This window comes from Pseudomonas turukhanskensis, from assembly GCF_027922365.1.
Taxonomy (GTDB): domain Bacteria; phylum Pseudomonadota; class Gammaproteobacteria; order Pseudomonadales; family Pseudomonadaceae; genus Aquipseudomonas; species Aquipseudomonas turukhanskensis.
In genome coordinates this window covers 24,483-43,969 of record NZ_BSFN01000008.1, presented here as the reverse complement: position 1 = coordinate 43,969, position 19,487 = coordinate 24,483, and the positions used below count along the sequence as shown (strand labels likewise).

The 19,487-nt window shown below is 56.6% G+C and carries 30 protein-coding genes; 7 read left to right on the top strand and 23 right to left on the bottom strand.

Annotated elements, in window-relative coordinates:
* The first annotated feature begins 326 nt into the window (after window positions 1–326).
* From glnA to ntrC, 6 genes are all read left to right on the top strand, one after another.
* The gene (gene glnA / locus PKE98_RS14895; protein WP_271196095.1) at window positions 327–1,733 is read left to right on the top strand and encodes a glutamate--ammonia ligase; all 1,407 of its coding nucleotides are present in this window, start codon (window positions 327–329) and stop codon (window positions 1,731–1,733) included.
* 195 nt (window positions 1,734–1,928) lie between these two features.
* Complete coding sequence (locus PKE98_RS14890) at window positions 1,929–2,354, top strand: cupin domain-containing protein (RefSeq protein ID WP_271196094.1); 426 nt, start codon at window positions 1,929–1,931, stop codon at window positions 2,352–2,354.
* Window positions 2,355–2,501: 147 nt separating this feature from the next.
* On the top strand, window positions 2,502–3,074 hold the full coding sequence (locus PKE98_RS14885) for a DUF4124 domain-containing protein (RefSeq protein ID WP_271196093.1): 573 nt from the start codon (window positions 2,502–2,504) through the stop codon (window positions 3,072–3,074).
* 3 nt (window positions 3,075–3,077) lie between these two features.
* On the top strand, window positions 3,078–3,701 hold the full coding sequence (locus PKE98_RS14880; RefSeq protein ID WP_271196092.1) for a DUF4124 domain-containing protein: 624 nt from the start codon (window positions 3,078–3,080) through the stop codon (window positions 3,699–3,701).
* 191 nt (window positions 3,702–3,892) lie between these two features.
* Window positions 3,893–4,978, top strand: a complete 1,086-nt coding sequence (gene glnL / locus PKE98_RS14875) for a nitrogen regulation protein NR(II) (protein ID WP_271196091.1) — start codon at window positions 3,893–3,895, stop codon at window positions 4,976–4,978.
* Window positions 4,975–6,408, top strand: coding sequence for a nitrogen regulation protein NR(I) (gene ntrC / locus PKE98_RS14870; RefSeq protein ID WP_271196090.1), 1,434 nt, complete (start codon window positions 4,975–4,977; stop codon window positions 6,406–6,408). Before glnL ends, ntrC begins: the two co-directional genes overlap by 4 nt.
* Before the next feature lie 171 nt (window positions 6,409–6,579).
* Here the strand turns inward: ntrC and PKE98_RS14865 are convergent, their stop codons facing one another.
* Window positions 6,580–7,029 (bottom strand): hypothetical protein, encoded by a 450-nt coding sequence (locus tag PKE98_RS14865; RefSeq protein ID WP_271196089.1) that lies wholly within the window; start codon window positions 7,027–7,029, stop codon window positions 6,580–6,582.
* Here PKE98_RS14865 and PKE98_RS14860 point away from each other — a divergent pair.
* Window positions 7,021–7,482 (top strand): tRNA (cytidine(34)-2'-O)-methyltransferase, encoded by a 462-nt coding sequence (locus PKE98_RS14860; protein ID WP_271196088.1) that lies wholly within the window; start codon window positions 7,021–7,023, stop codon window positions 7,480–7,482. The genes PKE98_RS14865 and PKE98_RS14860 overlap by 9 nt on opposite strands.
* 54 nt (window positions 7,483–7,536) lie before the next feature.
* Here the strand turns inward: PKE98_RS14860 and PKE98_RS14855 are convergent, their stop codons facing one another.
* From PKE98_RS14855 to rpsC, 22 genes are all read right to left on the bottom strand, one after another.
* Window positions 7,537–8,985 carry a catalase gene (locus PKE98_RS14855; RefSeq protein WP_271196087.1) on the bottom strand — a complete coding sequence of 483 codons (1,449 nt, stop codon included), beginning with the start codon at window positions 8,983–8,985 and terminating at the stop codon, window positions 7,537–7,539.
* Window positions 8,986–9,182: 197 nt separating this feature from the next.
* Window positions 9,183–9,569, bottom strand: a complete 387-nt coding sequence (gene rplQ / locus PKE98_RS14850; protein WP_108096517.1) for a 50S ribosomal protein L17 — start codon at window positions 9,567–9,569, stop codon at window positions 9,183–9,185.
* A 42-nt stretch (window positions 9,570–9,611) separates the two neighbouring features.
* Entirely contained in the window at window positions 9,612–10,613 is a 1,002-nt protein-coding gene (locus tag PKE98_RS14845; protein ID WP_108096518.1) for a DNA-directed RNA polymerase subunit alpha, read from the bottom strand.
* Window positions 10,614–10,635: 22 nt separating this feature from the next.
* Entirely contained in the window at window positions 10,636–11,256 is a 621-nt protein-coding gene (rpsD, locus tag PKE98_RS14840) for a 30S ribosomal protein S4 (protein ID WP_271196086.1), read from the bottom strand.
* A 17-nt stretch (window positions 11,257–11,273) separates the two neighbouring features.
* Window positions 11,274–11,663, bottom strand: a complete 390-nt coding sequence (rpsK, locus tag PKE98_RS14835; protein ID WP_002555466.1) for a 30S ribosomal protein S11 — start codon at window positions 11,661–11,663, stop codon at window positions 11,274–11,276.
* Between the two features lie 30 nt (window positions 11,664–11,693).
* Window positions 11,694–12,050 carry a 30S ribosomal protein S13 gene (rpsM, locus tag PKE98_RS14830; RefSeq protein ID WP_108096520.1) on the bottom strand — a complete coding sequence of 119 codons (357 nt, stop codon included), beginning with the start codon at window positions 12,048–12,050 and terminating at the stop codon, window positions 11,694–11,696.
* A 131-nt stretch (window positions 12,051–12,181) separates the two neighbouring features.
* Window positions 12,182–12,298: a 50S ribosomal protein L36 gene (gene rpmJ / locus PKE98_RS14825; protein WP_002555468.1), complete on the bottom strand. Its 117-nt coding sequence runs from the start codon at window positions 12,296–12,298 to the stop codon at window positions 12,182–12,184.
* A 28-nt stretch (window positions 12,299–12,326) separates the two neighbouring features.
* On the bottom strand, window positions 12,327–13,655 hold the full coding sequence (gene secY, locus PKE98_RS14820) for a preprotein translocase subunit SecY (RefSeq protein WP_271196084.1): 1,329 nt from the start codon (window positions 13,653–13,655) through the stop codon (window positions 12,327–12,329).
* The gene (gene rplO, locus PKE98_RS14815) at window positions 13,656–14,090 is read right to left on the bottom strand and encodes a 50S ribosomal protein L15 (protein ID WP_271196083.1); all 435 of its coding nucleotides are present in this window, start codon (window positions 14,088–14,090) and stop codon (window positions 13,656–13,658) included.
* A gap of 3 nt (window positions 14,091–14,093) precedes the next feature.
* A complete protein-coding gene (gene rpmD, locus PKE98_RS14810; protein ID WP_108096523.1) occupies window positions 14,094–14,270 on the bottom strand; it encodes a 50S ribosomal protein L30 in 177 nt (58 codons plus the stop codon).
* Between the two features lie 2 nt (window positions 14,271–14,272).
* Entirely contained in the window at window positions 14,273–14,794 is a 522-nt protein-coding gene (gene rpsE, locus PKE98_RS14805) for a 30S ribosomal protein S5 (RefSeq protein ID WP_108096524.1), read from the bottom strand.
* 3 nt (window positions 14,795–14,797) lie between these two features.
* Window positions 14,798–15,148, bottom strand: a complete 351-nt coding sequence (gene rplR, locus PKE98_RS14800; RefSeq protein WP_110618212.1) for a 50S ribosomal protein L18 — start codon at window positions 15,146–15,148, stop codon at window positions 14,798–14,800.
* Window positions 15,149–15,158: 10 nt separating this feature from the next.
* Entirely contained in the window at window positions 15,159–15,692 is a 534-nt protein-coding gene (rplF, locus tag PKE98_RS14795; RefSeq protein ID WP_108096526.1) for a 50S ribosomal protein L6, read from the bottom strand.
* 12 nt (window positions 15,693–15,704) lie between these two features.
* Window positions 15,705–16,097, bottom strand: coding sequence for a 30S ribosomal protein S8 (gene rpsH / locus PKE98_RS14790; protein WP_108096527.1), 393 nt, complete (start codon window positions 16,095–16,097; stop codon window positions 15,705–15,707).
* A gap of 212 nt (window positions 16,098–16,309) precedes the next feature.
* The gene (gene rpsN, locus PKE98_RS14785; RefSeq protein WP_271196082.1) at window positions 16,310–16,615 is read right to left on the bottom strand and encodes a 30S ribosomal protein S14; all 306 of its coding nucleotides are present in this window, start codon (window positions 16,613–16,615) and stop codon (window positions 16,310–16,312) included.
* Window positions 16,616–16,628: 13 nt separating this feature from the next.
* Window positions 16,629–17,168, bottom strand: coding sequence for a 50S ribosomal protein L5 (rplE, locus tag PKE98_RS14780; protein WP_271196081.1), 540 nt, complete (start codon window positions 17,166–17,168; stop codon window positions 16,629–16,631).
* A gap of 20 nt (window positions 17,169–17,188) precedes the next feature.
* The gene (gene rplX, locus PKE98_RS14775; protein ID WP_056836274.1) at window positions 17,189–17,503 is read right to left on the bottom strand and encodes a 50S ribosomal protein L24; all 315 of its coding nucleotides are present in this window, start codon (window positions 17,501–17,503) and stop codon (window positions 17,189–17,191) included.
* Window positions 17,504–17,514: 11 nt separating this feature from the next.
* Window positions 17,515–17,883 (bottom strand): 50S ribosomal protein L14, encoded by a 369-nt coding sequence (rplN, locus tag PKE98_RS14770; RefSeq protein ID WP_003289207.1) that lies wholly within the window; start codon window positions 17,881–17,883, stop codon window positions 17,515–17,517.
* Window positions 17,884–17,906: 23 nt separating this feature from the next.
* Window positions 17,907–18,173, bottom strand: a complete 267-nt coding sequence (gene rpsQ, locus PKE98_RS14765; protein WP_108096530.1) for a 30S ribosomal protein S17 — start codon at window positions 18,171–18,173, stop codon at window positions 17,907–17,909.
* A gap of 2 nt (window positions 18,174–18,175) precedes the next feature.
* Entirely contained in the window at window positions 18,176–18,367 is a 192-nt protein-coding gene (gene rpmC, locus PKE98_RS14760) for a 50S ribosomal protein L29 (protein ID WP_002555481.1), read from the bottom strand.
* Entirely contained in the window at window positions 18,367–18,780 is a 414-nt protein-coding gene (rplP, locus tag PKE98_RS14755) for a 50S ribosomal protein L16 (protein WP_108096531.1), read from the bottom strand. Before rplP ends, rpmC begins: the two co-directional genes overlap by 1 nt.
* Before the next feature lie 12 nt (window positions 18,781–18,792).
* Window positions 18,793–19,479, bottom strand: coding sequence for a 30S ribosomal protein S3 (gene rpsC, locus PKE98_RS14750; RefSeq protein ID WP_027982006.1), 687 nt, complete (start codon window positions 19,477–19,479; stop codon window positions 18,793–18,795).
* Window positions 19,480–19,487 lie beyond the last annotated feature (8 nt).

Below are 19,487 nucleotides of genomic sequence, written 5' to 3'. Positions count from 1 at the left end.
CAGCGTGCGCGAGCCCGGCCGAAATTGAGGGGCGCGGATTATAGCGGAAATTGCTCAAGGTTTAACCAGGCAATCCTTATAAAGATCACCAGCGCACCAAAATGAACCGCACCATTTCACAAGAGATTCATTTTGGTGCATAGCGCGCTTAGCGTTTGCCATGCAGCCCCCGCTACGCCTGAGTTTCGTGCATCAAACCCACTTCGGGGCACTGGCATGCAATTTGCTCCCTTGTGAGGCAGGTTGCCCTGGCGGACTATGCCGCCCGGCTTCACCGTTTTATTTGGGGCTAAAAAATCACAACGCCCCACCATCTGGAGGACACCATGTCGAAGGCGCTTCAACTAATCAAAGAACACGACGTGAAGTGGGTTGACCTGCGCTTCACCGATACCAAAGGCAAGCAGCACCACGTGACCATGCCGGCCCGTGACGCCCTTGACGACGAATTCTTCGAAGTCGGCAAAATGTTCGACGGCTCCTCGATCCATGGCTGGAAAGGCATCGAAGCCTCCGACATGATCCTGCTGCCAGTAGACAGCACTGCCGTTCTCGACCCGTTCACCGAAGAGCCTACCCTGATCCTGGTTTGCAACATCATCGAACCATCGACCATGCAAGGCTACGACCGCGACCCGCGCTCGATCGCTGCACGCGCTGAGGAATACCTGAAGTCCACCGGTATCGGTGACACCGTATTCGTAGGCCCGGAGCCTGAGTTCTTCGTATTCGACGAAGTTAAATTCAAGTCGGACATCTCCGGCTCGATGTTCAAAATCATCTCCGAACAAGCGTCCTGGAACACCGACAGCGACTTCGAAACCGGCAACAAAGGCCACCGCCCAGGCGTCAAAGGCGGCTACTTCCCGGTTCCTCCAGTCGACCACGACCACGAAATCCGTACTGCCATGTGTAATGCCATGGAAGAAATGGGCCTGGTCATCGAAGTTCACCACCACGAAGTGGCGACTGCCGGCCAGAACGAAATCGGCGTGAAGTTCAACACCCTGGTTGCCAAGGCTGACGAAGTTCAAACCCTGAAGTACTGCGTACACAACGTGGCTGACGCCTACGGCAAAACCGCAACCTTCATGCCTAAGCCTCTGTACGGCGACAACGGCTCGGGTATGCACGTGCACATGTCCATCTCCAAAGATGGCAAGAACACCTTCTCCGGCGAAGGCTATGCCGGCCTGTCCGATACCGCTCTGTACTTCATCGGCGGCATCATCAAGCACGGTAAAGCGCTGAACGGCTTCACCAACCCGTCGACCAACTCCTACAAGCGTCTGGTCCCAGGTTTCGAAGCCCCGGTAATGCTGGCCTACTCGGCTCGTAACCGTTCCGCCTCCATCCGTATTCCGTACGTTTCCAGCCCGAAAGCTCGCCGCATCGAAGCGCGCTTCCCGGATCCGGCTGCCAACCCGTACCTGGCCTTCGCAGCACTGCTGATGGCGGGTCTGGACGGTATCCAGAACAAGATCCACCCTGGCGACGCAGCGGACAAGAACCTGTACGACCTGCCTCCAGAAGAAGGCAAGCTGATTCCGCAAGTGTGCGGCAGCCTGAAAGAAGCCCTGGAAGAGCTGGACAAGGGCCGTGCGTTCTTGACCAAAGGCGGCGTGTTCAGCGACGACTTCATCGATGCCTACATCGAGCTGAAGAGCGAAGAAGAAATCAAAGTGCGCACCTTCGTGCACCCACTGGAATACGACCTGTACTACAGCGTTTAAGTAGACAGCGCCCAAGCCAGACACGTCGCCTTCCTGGCGACGTGATTGAAAAGGCCTCCTTCGGGAGGCCTTTTTTATTTCCGGCGTCTCACGCCATGAGCGGCCATAGCGCTTGCAACCAAGGCGGGGGCTGACAGCCCGAGCCCCACTTCGCAGGTATTTCTCCTCTGTACCCTCGACAGTTGGAGCCCGGCCATGAATCCTCGTCTGATCGCTGTTGCAACGCTCACCTGCGCATGGCTTGCAGGCTGCAGCCAACCGCCTAGCAAGCTGACTATCGAATCCCAGACTCTGCTGAAAACCACCGCCTCCTGGGACGGCACCCCCTACACCACCTACCCGCGCGGCACGCCAGAACTGACGTTGATAAAACTCTATATCCCGGCGCATACGGTGCTGGATTGGCACACTCACCCGATACCCAACGCCGCCTACATGCTCTCTGGCGAGCTGACGGTCGAAACCCGCAAGCAGGGGCACAAGCGAACACTCAAAGAAGGCGACGCGCTGGCCGAAACCGTGGGCATCCTGCACCGCGGCACAACCGGCGCGCAGCCGGCAGTCTTGCTGGTTTTCTACGCCGGCGTACCGATGCTCCCGCTCTCAGAAAAACCCAAGTAAGGCCGCATATCGAAAACGAGCGCCTGGGCTAAGAAGGCGCTTTTTTATTGCCTGCAATTTTGTTCCCGCGCACAGCGATAACCGGTCAAACTTGCCAGCGCAGCGTTGCAGTGCAAGGCTTAGCACACACCCCACGGAACCCTTGCCATGCGCCTGATCGTGACCTGCCTTTTAGCAGCCCTGGCCCTACCGGCCAGCGCCGAAATCTATAAGTACACCGACGCCAACGGCAACACCGTCTTCACCAACCAGCCTCCCCAAGGCAGCAAGGCCGAGACCGTCACATTGCCGCCCGTCAACACCGTGCAATCACCGCCACCGCCTACCATGCCCGGCAGCGAGCCGGCCGGCGAGGGCGCCGCCGAACAGGTCTACAACGTGCTGGAAATCGCCGACCTGCCAGATGATGAAGCTGTACGCGCCAATAACGGCAGCTTCACCGTGGGCGTGCGCATCGAGCCCCAGCTGCGAATCGGCGATAGCTTGCAGTTGCTGCTTGATGGCCAACCCTATGGTGGCCTGACTTCCAGCGTGCAATTCCCACTCAGCGACATCGAGCGCGGTGAACACAGCCTGTCCGTACAGGCCTTCAGCGGCGACCGCTTGATCCAGCAAAGCCCCACCGTGACGTTCACCACCCAGCGCATTAGCACCAACAGCCCGGCTCGCCCGCCTATTAACCCGACGCCACCCAAACCCACCCCAAGGCCAGCCAACTAAACCATGCGATTCGTCCTGCTCTGCCTGCTGTTGCTGGGCCTCCCGGCACTGGCCGATGTGTATACCTATATCGATAGCGAAGGTAATCGGGTCTTTACCGACCAACCCAGGGGCAATGCCAAAAAAGTAGAGATAGCGCCCACCAACGGTATGGATCAGACAGCGCCGCCGACGGTGCGCGTGCCCGTACCTGCCGCCGCTCCGACCCCGGTTGCCAGCTATCAGCTACTGCGCATTCTCGTTCCGGAACCGGATGCCACCGTGCAGGAAGGCTCCTCGGGAAACCTGATCGTGACCCTGACCAGCGACCCGGCGCTGATGGAGGGCCACAACTATCGGGTTCTGCTCGATGGCGCTGTAGTCGGCACCGCCAGTCGCAGCCCGGTCATTCCACTGAACAACCTGGACCGCGGCACCCACCAACTGGCCGCCGAGATTATCGACGCCGAAGGTCGTATCCTCGAGCGCACGCCGAGCCAACCCGTGCATATCGTTCGCACGTCACTTGAGAGCAAGCGGCGCGCTAATCCGTGCAAGAAAGATGACTACGGCGTACGTCCGGAATGTCCGCTCAAGGACAAGCCGGAAGAAGAAGACGACGACATCCCTTACGTTCCCTTCGTTTGATCGCCCCACTAAAGCACCAACTTGGTGCTTTGCGACGCACCAACTTCTATGCTCTCCCTGTTTTGGTTCGCTGATGGCGGCCGACGGTGCAGCAAAACGACCCAATTTCACCGTTTGCTCAGCTACCGCGCGTCTTTTCGGGGCTTTGGTTTGCTTTTTGCATTTTCAGACCCATTCTCGGGATCCCATAGATGACCATCAACGACGCACTGCACCGCCTGCTGCTGGACAACCTGACCACTGCGACTTTGTTGCTCAACGCCGAACTGCGCCTTGAGTACATGAACCCCGCAGCGGAGATGCTTCTGGCCGTCAGCGGCCAACGCAGCCACGGCCAATTCATCAGTGAGTTGTTCACCGAATCGCCCGAAGCTCTGGCCTCATTACGTCAGGCTGTAGAGGAAGCGCACCCCTTTAACAAACGTGAAGCGGTATTGATTGCGCTGACCGGCCAGACGCTGACCGTCGATTACGCCGTGACGCCAATCCTCAACCGCGGCGCCACCCTGCTACTGCTTGAGGTTCACCCGCGTGATCGCCTGCTGCGCATCACCAAGGAAGAAGCCCAGCTATCCAAGCAGGAAACCACCAAGATGCTGGTGCGCGGCCTGGCCCATGAAATAAAGAATCCGCTTGGCGGGATTCGTGGCGCCGCCCAGCTACTGGCGCGTGAGCTTCCGGACGAGAACCTCAAGGATTACACCAACGTCATCATCGAAGAGGCCGACCGCCTGCGTAATCTGGTCGACCGTATGCTCGGCTCGAACAAGCTGCCATCCCTGGCGATGACCAACGTGCATGAAGTGCTGGAGCGAGTCAGCAGCCTGGTGGAGGCGGAGAGCCAGGGCGGCATCACCTTGGTGCGCGACTATGACCCAAGCATTCCGGACGTGTTGATCGACCGCGAACAGATGATTCAGGCGGTGCTCAATATAGTGCGCAACGCCATGCAAGCCATCAGCGGTCAGAACGAATTCCGCCAGGGCCGAATCATGTTGCGCACCCGCACCCTTCGCCAGTTCACCATTGCGCACACCCGGCATCGCCTGGTGGCCAAGGTGGAAATCATCGACAACGGCCCGGGCATTCCGGCTGAACTTCAAGAAACCATTTTCTATCCCATGGTCAGTGGTCGTCCGGACGGTACCGGACTGGGCTTGGCTATCACCCAGAACATCATCAGTCAGCATCAGGGCCTGATCGAGTGCGAGAGCCACCCAGGCCACACCGTATTTTCGATCTTCCTGCCGTTGGAACAAGGAGCTACTTCGTCATGAGCCGCAGCGAAACCGTCTGGATTGTCGACGACGATCGTTCCATCCGTTGGGTACTGGAAAAAGCCCTGCAGCAAGAAGGCATGACCACCACCAGCTTCGACAGCGCCGACGGCGTGCTCAGCCGTCTGAGCCGTCAGCAGCCGGACGTGATCATTTCCGACATCCGCATGCCCGGCGCCAGCGGCCTGGATTTGCTCGCGCGCATTCGCGAACTGTATCCGCGCCTGCCCGTGATCATCATGACCGCCCATTCGGACCTCGAAAGCGCCGTCGCTTCTTATCAGGGCGGCGCGTTCGAATACCTGCCCAAGCCGTTTGACGTGGACGAGGCGGTCTCGCTGGTCAAGCGCGCCTTCCAGCACGCTCAGGAGCAACAAGGCCTGCACGTACCGGTGGAGCAAACCCGCACGCCGGAAATCATCGGCGAAGCGCCGGCGATGCAGGAAGTGTTTCGCGCCATCGGTCGCTTGAGCCACTCCAACATCACCGTGCTTATCAACGGTGAGTCCGGCACCGGTAAAGAACTGGTTGCCCATGCCTTACATCGGCACAGCCCGCGCGCCGCCTCCCCCTTTATTGCGCTGAACATGGCCGCAATTCCGAAAGACCTGATGGAATCCGAGCTGTTCGGGCACGAAAAAGGCGCGTTCACCGGGGCGGCCAACCAGCGTCGCGGCCGTTTCGAACAAGCGGACGGCGGCACCCTGTTTCTCGATGAAATCGGCGATATGCCGGCAGACACGCAAACGCGTTTGCTGCGCGTGTTGGCAGATGGCGAGTTTTACCGCGTCGGCGGCCATACGCCGGTTAAGGTAGACGTGCGCATCATCGCCGCCACTCACCAGAACCTGGAAAACCTGGTGCAGGCGGGCAAGTTCCGTGAGGACTTGTTCCATCGCCTGAACGTAATCCGCATTCATATCCCACGGATGTCGGATCGCCGCGAAGACATTCCGACTCTGGCCCGCCACTTCCTAGCCCGCGCAGCTCAAGAGCTTGCGGTTGAGCCGAAGCTGCTGAAAACCGAGACAGAGGATTACCTGAAGAACCTGCCTTGGCCGGGCAACGTGCGTCAGCTGGAAAACACCTGCCGCTGGATCACGGTAATGGCGTCGGGCCGCGAAGTGCATATTGACGACCTGCCCCCGGAATTGCTCACGCAGCCCCAAGACAGTGCCCCGGCGACCAATTGGGAGCAGGCTTTGCGCCAATGGGCTGATCAGGCGCTCGCGCGCGGGCAGTCCAGCCTGCTTGATACGGCAGTGCCGACCTTCGAACGCATCATGATCGAAACCGCCCTCAAGCACACCGCAGGCCGTCGTCGTGACGCCGCTGTTTTGCTGGGCTGGGGTCGTAACACCTTGACTCGTAAGATAAAAGAGTTGGGCATGAAGATCGACGGCGGCGATGAAGACGAGGATGAGGGCTAAGCACTCGCCTCATCCGTCCACAAAAAAGCGAGCTCGTAGCTCGCTTTTTTGTGCCCTGCAATAAAACTGGCACACCACCTGCATAGTTTTAAGTGTAGGAACGAAACACCCCCAGTTTTCGGGGACCTTGGTACAGGCAGGCCGGGGATTCCCCTTTTTTATTCCACGCTCCTATTCAGGAGCCAGGCTGATCACCAGCCGCCACCGTCCACCCTCCGCTGCACCGCGCCACTGGGCCTGCAGCGGGCGGGCCGCGACTAGGTTCAGCAACAACCCTCCCTTACTGCGTAAAAGCCGCCAATTGACGCTTCTGCCATCCAATTGCAGCTGGCCCTGACGCGAACTCCCCTCGGCCTCAAAGCGCATCACCAGCGCACCATCGACGTGCTCGGCGAGCACTTTTGGTTCAGCATCGAACATAAGCTCCAGGCCACCGGGGATGACCACGATCTCATCGAGCAGTACGGGTGAAGGGTCCTGCAAGCGGCCAATCATCATGCCCACCAGAAAACCGAACAGGGCCAACGAAGCCACCACACGAACCAATAATTTCGGCCGCGGGTCCGGCGCTTCGGGGGTAAAATCCTCGACGCCCTCAAGTCGGAGTCGTGCATGTTTCACGTGATTCTGTTCCAACCGGAAATCCCCCCCAATACCGGCAACATTATCAGGCTCTGCGCCAATAGCGGATGCAGTCTGCACCTGATTGAGCCCATTGGCTTTGAGCTGGACGACAAACGCCTGCGCCGCGCCGGGCTGGATTACCACGAGTACGCCACGCTGACTCGCCATAGCGACCTCACCAGCTGCCTGGAGAGCCTTGGCCAGCCGAGGCTGTTCGCGTTCACTACAAAGGCATCACATCCATTTCATGAGGCAACGTTTGCCAAGGGAGATGCGCTGCTGTTTGGCCCGGAGAGCCGCGGGCTGCCGGCTGAGATACTGGACGCCGTTCCAGCCGAGCAGCGCCTGCGCCTGCCCATGCGCCCAGATTGTCGCAGCTTGAATCTGTCCAACACTGTCGCTGTGGCGGTGTATGAGGGCTGGCGCCAGCTGGGCTTTAGTCTGGACTAGATTTGTAGAGATAAAAAAGGCGCCTTCAGGGGCGCCTTTTTCGTTTACCGATTTCTACTCCAGGTTCAAGCCCAGCGCCTTGGCAACGCCCCGGCCATAGGCCGCATCTGCCTTGCTGAAATGCGCCAACTGACGCAGTTGAACCTCCTCGCTGACACTTTGCATGGCGCCGGCGATATTGCTGATCAGCAACGCCTGTTGCTCGGAATTCATCAAGCGGAACAATGCACCGGCCTGGCTGTAGTAATCGCTGTCGGTGCGGTGATCGTACCGGTCTGCTGCGCCTTCCAGAGCCAATGCTGGCTCGCGGTATTGCGGTGCCTGCTTCGGCGCACTGTCGTAGCTGTTGGGCTCGTAGTGCGGCGCCGCACCGCCATTGCCATCGAAACGCATGGCGCCATCGCGCTGATAGTTGTTCACCGGCGACCGGGCGGCGTTAACCGGCAGTTGCTGGTGATTGGTACCAATGCGATAGCGGTGTGCGTCCGCGTAGGCAAACACACGCCCCTGGAGCATGCGGTCGGGCGACAGACCGACACCCGGCACAACATTGCTCGGCGCGAAGGCGGCCTGCTCAACCTCGGCGAAGTAGTTCTGCGGATTACGGTTCAGTTCGATTTCGCCTACTTCCATCAGCGGGAATTCTTTCTGCGACCATGTTTTGGTCACGTCGAACGGGTTTTCGCGGTGCGCAGCGGCCTGAGCTTCGCTCATCACCTGAATGCACACTGTCCATTTTGGGAAATCGCCGCGCTCGATGGCACCAAACAGATCCCGCTGAGCGTAATCAGGATCGGTGCCGGCCAAGTGAGCAGCTGCAGTCGGCGACAGGTTTTTGATGCCCTGCTGGCTTTTGTAATGCCACTTCACCCAGTGACGCTCACCCTTGGCATTGATCAGACTAAAGGTGTGGCTGCCGAAGCCATGCATAAACCGGTAGCCGTCAGGAATGCCCCGATCGGAAAACAGGATGGTGACCTGATGGAGCGACTCGGGCGACAGCGACCAAAAGTCCCACATCATCTGCGGGCTTTTCAGATTGCTTTGCGGCAGGCGCTTTTGGGTGTGGATAAAGTCGGGAAACTTCAGCGGGTCGCGGATAAAGAACACAGGCGTGTTATTGCCGACGATGTCCCAGTTGCCCTCTTCGGTGTAAAACTTCACAGCAAAGCCGCGCGGATCGCGCTCAGTATCGGCAGAACCCCGCTCGCCACCTACGGTTGAGAAGCGCAAGAACATCGGCGTTTGCTTGCCTACGTTTTCGAACAGCTTGGCGTGGCTGAGCGCGCTGATATCGCGGGTGACGGTAAACGTACCGTATGCGCCCGAGCCCTTGGCGTGAACGCGGCGCTCTGGAATGACCTCGCGGTTGAAGTGTGCGAGCTTTTCTACCAGGTGAAAGTCGTCCAAGAGTAACGGGCCACGGGGGCCAGCGGAACGGGAATTCTGATTGTCGGCAACCGGCGCACCGCTTGCAGTCGTGAGGATAGGGGACTGGCTCATTTCTCTCTCCTGGTCATAACCAACCGGCGTCGCCCGGCGTTGCAGAAGAGATTAATGTTGGCTATCAGCTATAGATAATTCATTAAATGCAGACTATCGATAGACAAATACTTTTGGCCTAAGGAGATCTATAGCTTGTGTTTTTAAAAGCACAAAAAAACCGGGCCAAAGCCCGGTTTTTCCTTACAACCTACGACTTACTCAGCGTCTACAGCTGCGCCGCCGACCGGACGGTCAACCAGCTCAACATAAGCCATTGGAGCATTGTCGCCAGCGCGGAAACCGCACTTGAGAATACGCAGGTAACCGCCCTGACGGGTGGCGTAGCGCTTGCCCAGGTCGTTGAACAGCTTACCAACGATGGCTTTCGAACGAGTACGGTCGAAGGCCAGACGGCGGTTTGCCAAACTATCTTCTTTAGCCAAGGTGATCAGCGGCTCGGCTACGCGACGCAGTTCCTTGGCCTTAGGCAGGGTCGTTTTGATCAGCTCGTGCTCAAACAGCGACACCGCCATGTTTTGAAACATGGCCTTGCGGTGAGCGCTAGTGCGGCTCAGGTGACGACCACTCTTACGATGACGCATGGTTCAATTCCTTACCAAACTTACGTTCGGTGATTACGACGATCAGGCAGTCGCCTTGTCGTCCTTCTTAAGACTTGCCGGTGGCCAGTTGTCCAGGCGCATACCGAGAGAAAGACCACGAGAGGCCAGCACGTCCTTGATCTCAGTCAGGGACTTTTTGCCCAAGTTCGGAGTTTTCAACAGCTCTACTTCGGTGCGCTGAATCAGGTCGCCGATGTAGTAGATGTTCTCCGCCTTGAGGCAGTTGGCCGAACGAACGGTCAGTTCCAGATCATCAACCGGACGCAGCAGGATCGGATCGATCTCGTCTTCCTGCTCGATTACCACTGGCTCACTGTCACCTTTGAGGTCGACGAACGCAGCCAACTGCTGTTGCAGAATGGTTGCAGCACGACGGATAGCCTCTTCAGGATCCAGGGTACCGTTGGTTTCCAGGTCAATAACCAGCTTGTCAAGGTTAGTACGCTGCTCAACACGGGCGTTTTCAACAACGTACGCCACACGGCGCACAGGGCTGAAAGAGGAGTCCAGCTGCAAGCGACCGATGCTGCGGCTTTCGTCTTCATCACTCTGACGCGAATCAGCAGGCTCATAGCCGCGACCACGAGCCACAGTGAGCTTCATGTTCAGTGCGCCGTTAGAAGCCAGGTTGGCAATAACGTGATCACCATTGACGATCTCGACATCATGATCCAGCTGAATATCGGCAGCGGTAACAACGCCCGAGCCCTTCTTCGCCAGTGTCAGAGTCACTTCGTCACGACCGTGCAACTTAATAGCCAGACCTTTCAGGTTGAGCAGGATTTCAATTACGTCTTCCTGTACACCTTCGATGGCGCTGTACTCGTGGAGTACACCGTCAATCTCGGCCTCGACTACTGCACAGCCAGGCATTGAGGACAACAAAATGCGACGCAGCGCGTTGCCCAAAGTGTGGCCAAAACCACGCTCGAGAGGCTCGAGAGTGATTTTAGCGCGGGTCGGACTGACCACCTGCACATCGATATGGCGGGGGGTCAGGAACTCATTTACCGAAATCTGCATGGATGCACCTATTTTCTAGCCCTTACTTGGAGTAGAGCTCGACAATCAGGCTTTCGTTGATGTCAGCGGAGAGGTCACTGCGAGCTGGAACGCTTTTGAAAACGCCCGATTTCTTCTCAGTGTCAACTTCGACCCACTCAACGCGGCCACGCTGGGCACACAGCTCAAGAGCTTGAACAATGCGCAGCTGATTCTTCGATTTCTCGCGAACTGCAACCACGTCACCAGCACGAACCTGGTAGGACGGGATGTTTACAGTTTTACCGTTGATGCTGATCGCTTTATGCGAAACCAGCTGACGGGATTCAGCACGGGTAGCGCCAAAGCCCATACGGTATACAACGTTATCCAGACGGCATTCGAGCAGTTGCAGCAGGTTCTCACCAGTAGCGCCTTTCTTGCCGGCAGCTTCTTTGTAGTAACCGCTGAATTGACGCTCGAGCACGCCATAGATACGACGGACCTTCTGCTTTTCACGCAGTTGGGTACCGTAATCGGATTGGCGACCACGACGCTGACCGTGGATACCGGGGGCTGCCTCGATGTTGCACTTAGATTCCAGAGCGCGAACGCCGCTCTTCAGAAACAGGTCAGTGCCTTCACGACGGGACAGTTTGCATTTGGGACCAATGTAACGAGCCATTTTCTACTGTCTCCTGATTACACGCGACGCTTCTTCGGCGGACGGCACCCGTTATGCGGGATTGGCGTCACGTCGGTGATGCTGGCGATCTTGTAACCGCAGCCGTTCAATGCACGGACAGCGGACTCACGACCCGGACCTGGGCCCTTGACGTTCACGTCGAGGTTTTTCAGGCCGTATTCCAGCGCAGCTTGACCAGCACGTTCAGCAGCTACTTGAGCAGCAAACGGAGTGGACTTGCGTGAACCGCGGAAACCCGAACCACCAGAGGTAGCCCAGGACAGGGCGTTACCTTGACGATCGGTAATGGTCACAATGGTGTTATTGAAAGACGCGTGGATGTGGGCGATGCCATCAACCACTGTCTTTTTGACTTTTTTACGAGGACGAGCAGCAGGTTTTGCCATGACTAGATTCCTGTCGATTCGCGGGTGCGATTACTTGCGGATCGGCTTACGCGGACCCTTACGGGTACGTGCGTTGGTCTTGGTACGCTGACCGCGAACCGGAAGGCCGCGACGATGACGCAGGCCGCGATAGCAACCCAGGTCCATCAAGCGCTTGATTTTCATGTTGACTTCACGACGCAGGTCACCTTCGGTGTTTACCTTTGCCACTTCGCCACGCAGAAGTTCAATCTGCTCATCGCTCAGATCTTTGATCTTTGCCGCCGGGTTAACCCCGGTGGTTGCGCAAATTTTCTGCGCAGTTGTGCGACCAACACCGAAGATGTAGGTCAGCGAGATAACAGTATGCTTGTTATCTGGAATGTTGACGCCTGCAATACGGGCCATTCAATGAAACTCCAATTGACAGCTACCTACGCCCCGGAAGCCAAGAAAAGGGCGCAAGATATTAACGCTGTAATAACAAATAAGCAACCCGACAGCGCACTAGCTGCCGGGCTTATAGCTTTTGATCACACTCAGCCTTGGCGCTGCTTGTGACGCGGTTCTGCACTGCAGATAACTCGCACGACACCTTCACGGCGAATAATTTTGCAGTTGCGGCACAGCTTTTTCACCGATGCACGAACTTTCATCACCAACTCCTCGAACCTTATGGACACATTAACGGAGCATGCCGTTGCCGTAGCCCTTCAGGTTGGCTTTCTTCATCAGGGATTCGTACTGGTGTGAAACGAGGTGCGATTGTACTTGGGACATAAAGTCCATCACAACCACAACCACGATCAGCAACGAGGTCCCGCCAAGGTAGAACGGCACATTTGCAGCAACCACCAGGAACTGGGGCAACAAGCAAACAGCCATCATGTACAAAGCACCGAACATGGTTAAGCGAGTCAACACGCCATCGATATAGCGCGCCGATTGCTCACCAGGACGGATGCCAGGAATAAAGGCACCAGACTTCTTCAGGTTTTCCGCTACGTCTTTCGGGTTGAACATCAACGCTGTGTAGAAGAAGCAGAAGAAAACGATCCCCGCACTAAACAGCAAGATATTCAACGGCTGACCAGGAGCGATAGCCTGTGAAACATCCTGAAGCCAGCCCAAACCTGCAGACTGACCAAACCAGGCGCCCAGCGAAGCCGGGAACAACAGAAGGCTACTGGCAAAAATAGCCGGGATAACGCCGGCCATGTTCACCTTCAAAGGCAGGTGGCTAGTCTGCGCAGCGAAGACCTTGCGGCCCTGCTGACGCTTGGCGTAGTGAACAGCAATACGGCGCTGACCACGCTCAATGAACACCACAAAACCGATGATCGCTACCGCGAGAAGACCGATTGCAACCAAGGCGAAGATGTTGATATCACCCTGACGCGCAGACTCGAAAGACTGCCCAATTGCACGCGGCAAACCAGCGACAATACCTGAGAAGATCAACATCGAGATGCCGTTACCGACACCGCGCTCAGTGATCTGCTCACCCAGCCACATCATGAACATGGCACCAGCAACAAACGTGCTGACTGCCACGAAGTGAAAGCCGAAATCGCCCGAGAACGCTACACCTTGACCGGCCAGACCAACGGACATGCCGGTCGCCTGTACAAAAGCCAGAATCAAGGTGCCGTAGCGGGTGTACTGGCTGATCTTGCGACGGCCAGATTCACCTTCCTTCTTCAACTGCTCCAACTGCGGGCTGACAGCGGTCATGAGCTGCATGATGATCGACGCCGAAATGTACGGCATGATCCCCAGTGCAAAAATACTCATACGCTCCAGCGCGCCGCCGGAAAACATGTTGAACAAGCTAAGAATGGTCCCCTCGTTCTGCCGAAACAGATCCGCCAACCGGTCCGGATTGATACCTGGAACTGGGATGTGAGCACCTACTCGATAGACGATGATCGCCATAAGGAGAAAGCGCAGACGAGCCCAGAGCTCGGATAACCCGCCATTGCTGAGCGCTGAGAGAGCACCTTGCTTAGCCATTTATTCCTCGAATTTGCCGCCAGCTGCTTCGATAGCCGCGCGCGCACCTTTGGTGGCCGCGATACCTTTGAGGGTTACCGCACGAGTAATCTCACCGGACAGCATTACCTTCACGCGCTGTACGTTTTGATTAATCAGGTTGGCATCCTTCAGGGACTGCAAAGTCACAACGTCGCCTTGCACTTTATTCAGCTCGGAGGTGCGAACTTCTGCACGATCCATAGCCTTAAGGGAGACGAAGCCGAACTTCGGCAGACGACGATGCAGCGGCTGTTGACCGCCTTCAAAACCCGGAGCGATGGTGCCACCGGAGCGGGAGGTCTGACCTTTGTGGCCGCGGCCACCAGTCTTACCCAAACCGCTACCGATACCACGGCCCGGACGGTGCTTCTCGCGACGGGAACCCGGCGCAGGACTCAGATCGTTCAGGTACATGTGTTAACCCTCAACTCGCAGCATGTAGTAGGCCTTGTTGATCATCCCGCGGTTAGCCGGAGTATCCAGGACTTCTACAGTGTGACCGATGCGGCGCAGACCCAAACCCTTAACGCACAGAATGTGGTTAGGGATACGGCCGGCGGTGCTCTTGATCAGCGTTACTTTTACGGTAGCCATGATCAGCGGATCTCCTCAACGCTCTTGCCGCGCTTGGCAGCAATAGAACCTGGGGATTGCATAGCTTTCAAACCTTTGAAAGTGGCGTGAACCACGTTTACCGGGTTAGTCGAGCCGTAGCACTTGGCCAACACGTTCTGCACGCCAGCAACCTCGAGGACAGCACGCATAGCGCCGCCAGCGATGATACCGGTACCTTCAGAAGCAGGCTGCATGTACACCTTGGAGGCGCCATGAGCAGACTTCATTGCGTACTGCAGAGTGGTGCCGTTCAGGTCCACTTGAATCATGTTGCGACGAGCAGCTTCCATAGCTTTCTGGATAGCGGCTGGCACTTCGCGGGATTTACCGCGACCGAAACCAACACGGCCCTTGCCATCACCTACCACGGTCAACGCGGTGAAAGTGAAGATACGGCCGCCTTTTACGGTTTTAGCTACGCGATTAACCTGAACCAGCTTCTCGATGTAGCCTTCGTCGTTGCCGTTGTCGCGGCTGTCGCGTCTTTGATCGTTATTTGCCATAACTTAGAACTCCAGCCCGCCTTCACGAGCAGCATCAGCCAGCGCCTTGACGCGGCCGTGGTACTTGAAGCCAGAACGGTCGAATGCCACCTGAGTGACGCCAGCGGCTTTCGCACGCTCAGCAACCAGTTGGCCAACTTTCGTGGCCGCGTCGATGTTGCCAGTGGCACCAGTACGCAGATCCTTGTCCAAAGTCGAAGCGCTTGCCAGGACTTTGCTGCCGTCGGCCGAGATGACCTGGGCGTAAATGTGCTGCGAAGAGCGGTACACGCAGAGACGCACGGCTTCTAGCTCGTGCATTTTCAGGCGTGCTTTGCGAGCGCGACGCAGTCGAGTAACTTTTTTGTCGGTCATTTGCTATGCCCTACTTCTTCTTCGCTTCTTTACGGCGGACGACTTCGTCTGCGTAACGCACACCTTTACCTTTGTAAGGCTCTGGCGGACGGAAGTCACGGATCTCAGCGGCCACTTGACCTACCAGCTGCTTATCGATGCCCTTGATCAGGATATCGGTTTGGCTAGGAGTTTCTGCGGTAACGCCTTGTGGCAGTTCGTAATCCACCGGGTGCGAGAAGCCAAGTGCCAGGGAAAGGATTTCGCCTTTAGCCTGAGCCTTGTAACCAACACCAACCAGCTGCAGCTTGCGCTCGAAGCCTTGGCTGACGCCGATTACCATGTTGTTCACCAACGCACGGGTGGTACCGGCCATTGCACGAGTTTGTTGGTCGCCATTGCGAGCAGCGAAACGCAGCTCACCAGCTTCCTCAACAATTTCAACGGACGAATGAACGTTCAGTTCGAGAGCGCCTTTGGCACCCTTCACCGAGAGCTGTTGGCCGGCGAGTTTGATCTCGACACCAGCTGGCAGCTTAACGGGGTTTTTAGCAACGCGAGACATGCTTATCCCCCCTTAGAACACGGTGCAGAGCACTTCGCCACCGACACCGGCAGCGCGCGCAGCACGATCCGTCATCACACCTTTGTTGGTGGAGACGATGGAAACGCCGAGACCGCCACGAACTTTTGGCAGATCATCAACGGACTTGTACTGGCGCAGGCCTGGACGGCTGACGCGCTTCACTTCTTCGATGACCGGACGGCCTTCGAAATATTTCAGCTCGATGGACAGCTGCGGCTTAACATCGCTGCTGATCTGAAAACCCGCGATGTAACCTTCGTCCTTCAGGACTTTGGCTACAGCCACCTTCAACGTGGAAGACGGCATGCTTACGACGGACTTTTCAGCCATCTGGGCATTACGGATACGAGTTAGCATGTCCGCTAACGGGTCCTGCATACTCATGGGCTAGGTGCTCCTGAAACAAAAGAATTAGCCATACGGCTACTGCATGTCGCTAGAAATATGCCAGGCATATAAAAGCCAGGCTCAGGCGAGCCGAGCATTCTAGAGACTGATTAAAAATGAATCAAGCCCCAAAAGGGGCTTGATTCATTTTTGCTCACTACCAGGGCAGGCCGGTTAATGGGACTGCCCTGACATGTCGAGACTTTGACTTACCAGCTGGCTTTCACCAGACCTGGTACATCACCGCGCATTGCAGCTTCGCGCAGCTTGTTACGGCCGAGGCCGAACTTGCGGTACACGCCATGCGGACGACCGGTGATGCGGCAACGGTTACGCAGGCGCGAAGCGCTGGCGTCACGCGGTTGCTTTTGCAGGGCAATCTGCGCTTCCCAACGGGCTTCCGGGCTGGTGCTCGGATTAGCGATGGTAGCTTTCAGCTCAGCACGCTTTTTGGCGTACTTGGCAACCGTTTGCTGACGCTTCAGCTCGCGGTTTTTCATGCTTGTCTTGGCCATGTTCCTACTCCGATCAGTTGCGGAACGGGAAGTTGAAAGCGCGCAGCAGAGCGCGACCTTCATCATCCGTACGAGCAGTAGTGGTCAGGGTGATGTCCAGACCGCGCAGAGCATCGATCTTGTCGTAATCGATTTCCGGGAAAATGATCTGCTCTTTGACGCCCATGCTGTAGTTGCCACGACCGTCGAAGGACTTGGCATTCAGGCCGCGGAAGTCACGCACGCGCGGCAGGGAGATCGAAAGCAGACGATCCAGGAACTCATACATACGATCGCGACGCAGAGTAACTTTAACGCCGATCGGCCAACCTTCACGGACTTTGAAGCCAGCGATGGATTTCCGAGCGTAAGTCACAACGACTTTCTGACCGGTGATTTTTTCCAAATCCGCTACCGCGTGCTCGATGATTTTCTTATCACCGATCGCTTCGCCGAGACCCATGTTCAGGGTGATTTTGGTAACGCGCGGAACTTCCATCACGTTCGACAGCTTAAGTTCTTCCTTAAGCTTCGGAGCGATTTCTTTCCGATAAATCTCTTTTAGTCGTGCCATGGTCTTCTACCTAGCAGTGTTCAAGCATCAACCGCTTTTTGGGTCGACTTGAAGACACGAATTTTTTTGCCTTCTTCTACTTTGAAACCAACGCGATCAGCCTTGCTGGTTTCAGAGTTGAAAATGGCGACGTTAGAAGCGTGCAGAGGCGCTTCTTTCTCGACGATACCGCCTTGAACGCCCGACATCGGGTTCGGCTTGGTATGGCGCTTCACCAGGTTGATCCCACCAACGACCAAACGGTCGTCAGCGAGAACCTTGAGCACCTTGCCACGCTTACCTTTGTCTTTGCCGGCGATCACGATGATCTCGTCGTCACGACGAATCTTTTGCATGTCGGATCTCCTTACAGCACTTCAGGGGCGAGCGAGACGATCTTCATGAACTTCTCAGAGCGAAGTTCACGGGTCACGGGCCCAAAGATACGGGTGCCGATCGGCTCTTGCTTGTTGTTCAGCAGAACAGCAGCGTTGCCATCAAAGCGGATGATCGAGCCGTCTGGGCGACGAACGCCGTGACGAGTGCGGACTACAACAGCAGTCATCACTTGGCCCTTTTTCACTTTACCGCGCGGAATTGCTTCCTTGACGGTAACTTTGATGATGTCGCCGATGCCAGCATAACGACGATGCGAACCGCCCAACACCTTGATGCACATAACACGACGAGCGCCGCTGTTATCAGCTACATCGAGCATGGATTGAGTCTGAATCATATAATTTCTCCGACCCCTAGTCCTTAGACTTCCACTGCGCGTTCAACGACTTCAACCAGTGCCCAATTTTTGGTCTTGGCCATCGGACGAGTTTCACGAATAGTGACTTTGTCGCCGATGTGGCACTGGTTGGTTTCGTCGTGGGCGTGCAATTTGGTCGAACGCTTCACGTATTTACCGTAGATCGGGTGCTTAACGCGACGCTCGATCAGTACGGTGATGGTCTTGTCCATCTTGTCGCTGACGACACGGCCAGTCAGCGTACGGACAGTTTTTTCAGCTTCAGCCATGATCACTTACCTGCCTGCTGGTTAAGCACAGTCTTCACGCGAGCGATGTCGCGCTTAACTTGCGAGAGCAGGTGAGACTGCCCCAACTGGCCAGTTGCTTTCTGCATACGCAGATTGAACTGGTCGCGCAGCAGGCCGAGCAGTTGCTCGTTCAGCTGCTGTGCTGATTTTTCACGAAGTTCATTCGCTTTCATCACATCACCGTCCGTTTAACAAAGGAGGTGGCGAGCGGCAGCTTTGCAGCAGCCAGGGCGAAAGCCTCACGCGCCAGCTCTTCGGAAACGCCTTCGATCTCGTACAGGACTTTGCCTGGCTGGATCTGGGCTACCCAATATTCAACGCTACCCTTCCCTTTACCCATCCGCACTTCAAGAGGCTTTTTGGTAACAGGCTTGTCCGGGAACACGCGAATCCAGATTTTCCCGCCACGTTTTACGTGACGAGTCAGAGCACGACGAGCGGACTCAATCTGACGGGCGGTGAGACGACCGCGGGCAACAGACTTCAGCGCGAACTCGCCGAAGCTGACTTTGCTACCGCGCTGGGCCAGACCACGGTTGTGGCCTGTCATCATCTTGCGGAACTTCGTACGCTTTGGTTGCAACATTTGGCGTACCCCTTACTTAGCAGCTTTTTTACGAGGCGCTGGTGCTTGTGGTTTCAGTTCTTCTTGGCGACCACCAATTACTTCGCCTTTGAAGATCCAAACCTTCACACCGATCACACCGTAAGTGGTGTGCGCTTCGTACGTGGCATAGTCGATATCGGCACGCAGGGTGTGCAACGGCACACGACCTTCGCGATACCACTCGGTACGGGCAATTTCTGCGCCGCCCAAACGACCGCTCACTTGGATTTTGATGCCCTTGGCACCAATACGCATGGCGTTCTGTACAGCGCGCTTCATAGCGCGACGGAACATCACACGACGCTCCAGCTGCTGAGCTACGCTCTGCGCAACCAGCATACCGTCGAGTTCCGGCTTGCGGATCTCTTCGATATTGATGTGCACAGGCACACCCATTTGCTTGGTCAGGTCCTGACGCAGCTTCTCAACATCTTCACCTTTCTTCCCGATAACGATACCTGGACGAGCGGTGTGGATGGTGATGCGTGCAGTCTGAGCCGGACGATGGATGTCGATACGGCTTACGGACGCGCTTTTTAGTTTGTCTTGGAGGTATTCACGCACCTTCAGATCTGCGAACAAATAGTCCGCATAAGTCCGACCGTCGGCGTACCAGACGGAGGTGTGCTCCTTGACGATTCCCAGGCGAATGCCAATGGGATGTACTTTCTGACCCATCTCTTCGA

What these genes read in the sequence shown, in the direction of transcription:
- rplQ (WP_108096517.1), bottom strand. Translation starts at nt 9,569, where the DNA reads ATGCGTCATCGTAAGAGTGGTCGTCACCTGAGCCGCACTAGCGCTCAC.
- rplN (WP_003289207.1), bottom strand. Translation starts at nt 17,883, where the DNA reads ATGATTCAGACTCAATCCATGCTCGATGTAGCTGATAACAGCGGCGCT.
- rpsQ (WP_108096530.1), bottom strand. Translation starts at nt 18,173, where the DNA reads ATGGCTGAAGCTGAAAAAACTGTCCGTACGCTGACTGGCCGTGTCGTC.
- rpsK (WP_002555466.1), bottom strand. Translation starts at nt 11,663, where the DNA reads ATGGCAAAACCTGCTGCTCGTCCTCGTAAAAAAGTCAAAAAGACAGTG.
- PKE98_RS14855 (WP_271196087.1), bottom strand. Translation starts at nt 8,985, where the DNA reads ATGAGCCAGTCCCCTATCCTCACGACTGCAAGCGGTGCGCCGGTTGCC.
- rpsM (WP_108096520.1), bottom strand. Translation starts at nt 12,050, where the DNA reads ATGGCCCGTATTGCAGGCGTCAACATTCCAGATAACAAGCATACTGTT.
- ntrC (WP_271196090.1), top strand. Translation starts at nt 4,975, where the DNA reads ATGAGCCGCAGCGAAACCGTCTGGATTGTCGACGACGATCGTTCCATC.
- rplO (WP_271196083.1), bottom strand. Translation starts at nt 14,090, where the DNA reads ATGTACCTGAACGATCTGAGTCCTGCGCCGGGTTCCCGTCGCGAGAAG.
- PKE98_RS14860 (WP_271196088.1), top strand. Translation starts at nt 7,021, where the DNA reads ATGTTTCACGTGATTCTGTTCCAACCGGAAATCCCCCCCAATACCGGC.
- glnA (WP_271196095.1), top strand. Translation starts at nt 327, where the DNA reads ATGTCGAAGGCGCTTCAACTAATCAAAGAACACGACGTGAAGTGGGTT.
- rplF (WP_108096526.1), bottom strand. Translation starts at nt 15,692, where the DNA reads ATGTCTCGCGTTGCTAAAAACCCCGTTAAGCTGCCAGCTGGTGTCGAG.
- rpmC (WP_002555481.1), bottom strand. Translation starts at nt 18,367, where the DNA reads ATGAAAGCGAATGAACTTCGTGAAAAATCAGCACAGCAGCTGAACGAG.
- rplR (WP_110618212.1), bottom strand. Translation starts at nt 15,148, where the DNA reads ATGACCGACAAAAAAGTTACTCGACTGCGTCGCGCTCGCAAAGCACGC.
- rpmJ (WP_002555468.1), bottom strand. Translation starts at nt 12,298, where the DNA reads ATGAAAGTTCGTGCATCGGTGAAAAAGCTGTGCCGCAACTGCAAAATT.
- rpmD (WP_108096523.1), bottom strand. Translation starts at nt 14,270, where the DNA reads ATGGCTACCGTAAAAGTAACGCTGATCAAGAGCACCGCCGGCCGTATC.
- rplE (WP_271196081.1), bottom strand. Translation starts at nt 17,168, where the DNA reads ATGGCACGACTAAAAGAGATTTATCGGAAAGAAATCGCTCCGAAGCTT.
- rpsH (WP_108096527.1), bottom strand. Translation starts at nt 16,097, where the DNA reads ATGAGTATGCAGGACCCGTTAGCGGACATGCTAACTCGTATCCGTAAT.
- rpsN (WP_271196082.1), bottom strand. Translation starts at nt 16,615, where the DNA reads ATGGCCAAGACAAGCATGAAAAACCGCGAGCTGAAGCGTCAGCAAACG.
- PKE98_RS14885 (WP_271196093.1), top strand. Translation starts at nt 2,502, where the DNA reads ATGCGCCTGATCGTGACCTGCCTTTTAGCAGCCCTGGCCCTACCGGCC.
- rpsC (WP_027982006.1), bottom strand. Translation starts at nt 19,479, where the DNA reads ATGGGTCAGAAAGTACATCCCATTGGCATTCGCCTGGGAATCGTCAAG.
- rplP (WP_108096531.1), bottom strand. Translation starts at nt 18,780, where the DNA reads ATGTTGCAACCAAAGCGTACGAAGTTCCGCAAGATGATGACAGGCCAC.
- secY (WP_271196084.1), bottom strand. Translation starts at nt 13,655, where the DNA reads ATGGCTAAGCAAGGTGCTCTCTCAGCGCTCAGCAATGGCGGGTTATCC.
- glnL (WP_271196091.1), top strand. Translation starts at nt 3,893, where the DNA reads ATGACCATCAACGACGCACTGCACCGCCTGCTGCTGGACAACCTGACC.
- rpsD (WP_271196086.1), bottom strand. Translation starts at nt 11,256, where the DNA reads ATGGCTCGTTACATTGGTCCCAAATGCAAACTGTCCCGTCGTGAAGGC.
- rpsE (WP_108096524.1), bottom strand. Translation starts at nt 14,794, where the DNA reads ATGGCAAATAACGATCAAAGACGCGACAGCCGCGACAACGGCAACGAC.
- PKE98_RS14880 (WP_271196092.1), top strand. Translation starts at nt 3,078, where the DNA reads ATGCGATTCGTCCTGCTCTGCCTGCTGTTGCTGGGCCTCCCGGCACTG.
- PKE98_RS14845 (WP_108096518.1), bottom strand. Translation starts at nt 10,613, where the DNA reads ATGCAGATTTCGGTAAATGAGTTCCTGACCCCCCGCCATATCGATGTG.
- rplX (WP_056836274.1), bottom strand. Translation starts at nt 17,503, where the DNA reads ATGCAAAAGATTCGTCGTGACGACGAGATCATCGTGATCGCCGGCAAA.
- PKE98_RS14890 (WP_271196094.1), top strand. Translation starts at nt 1,929, where the DNA reads ATGAATCCTCGTCTGATCGCTGTTGCAACGCTCACCTGCGCATGGCTT.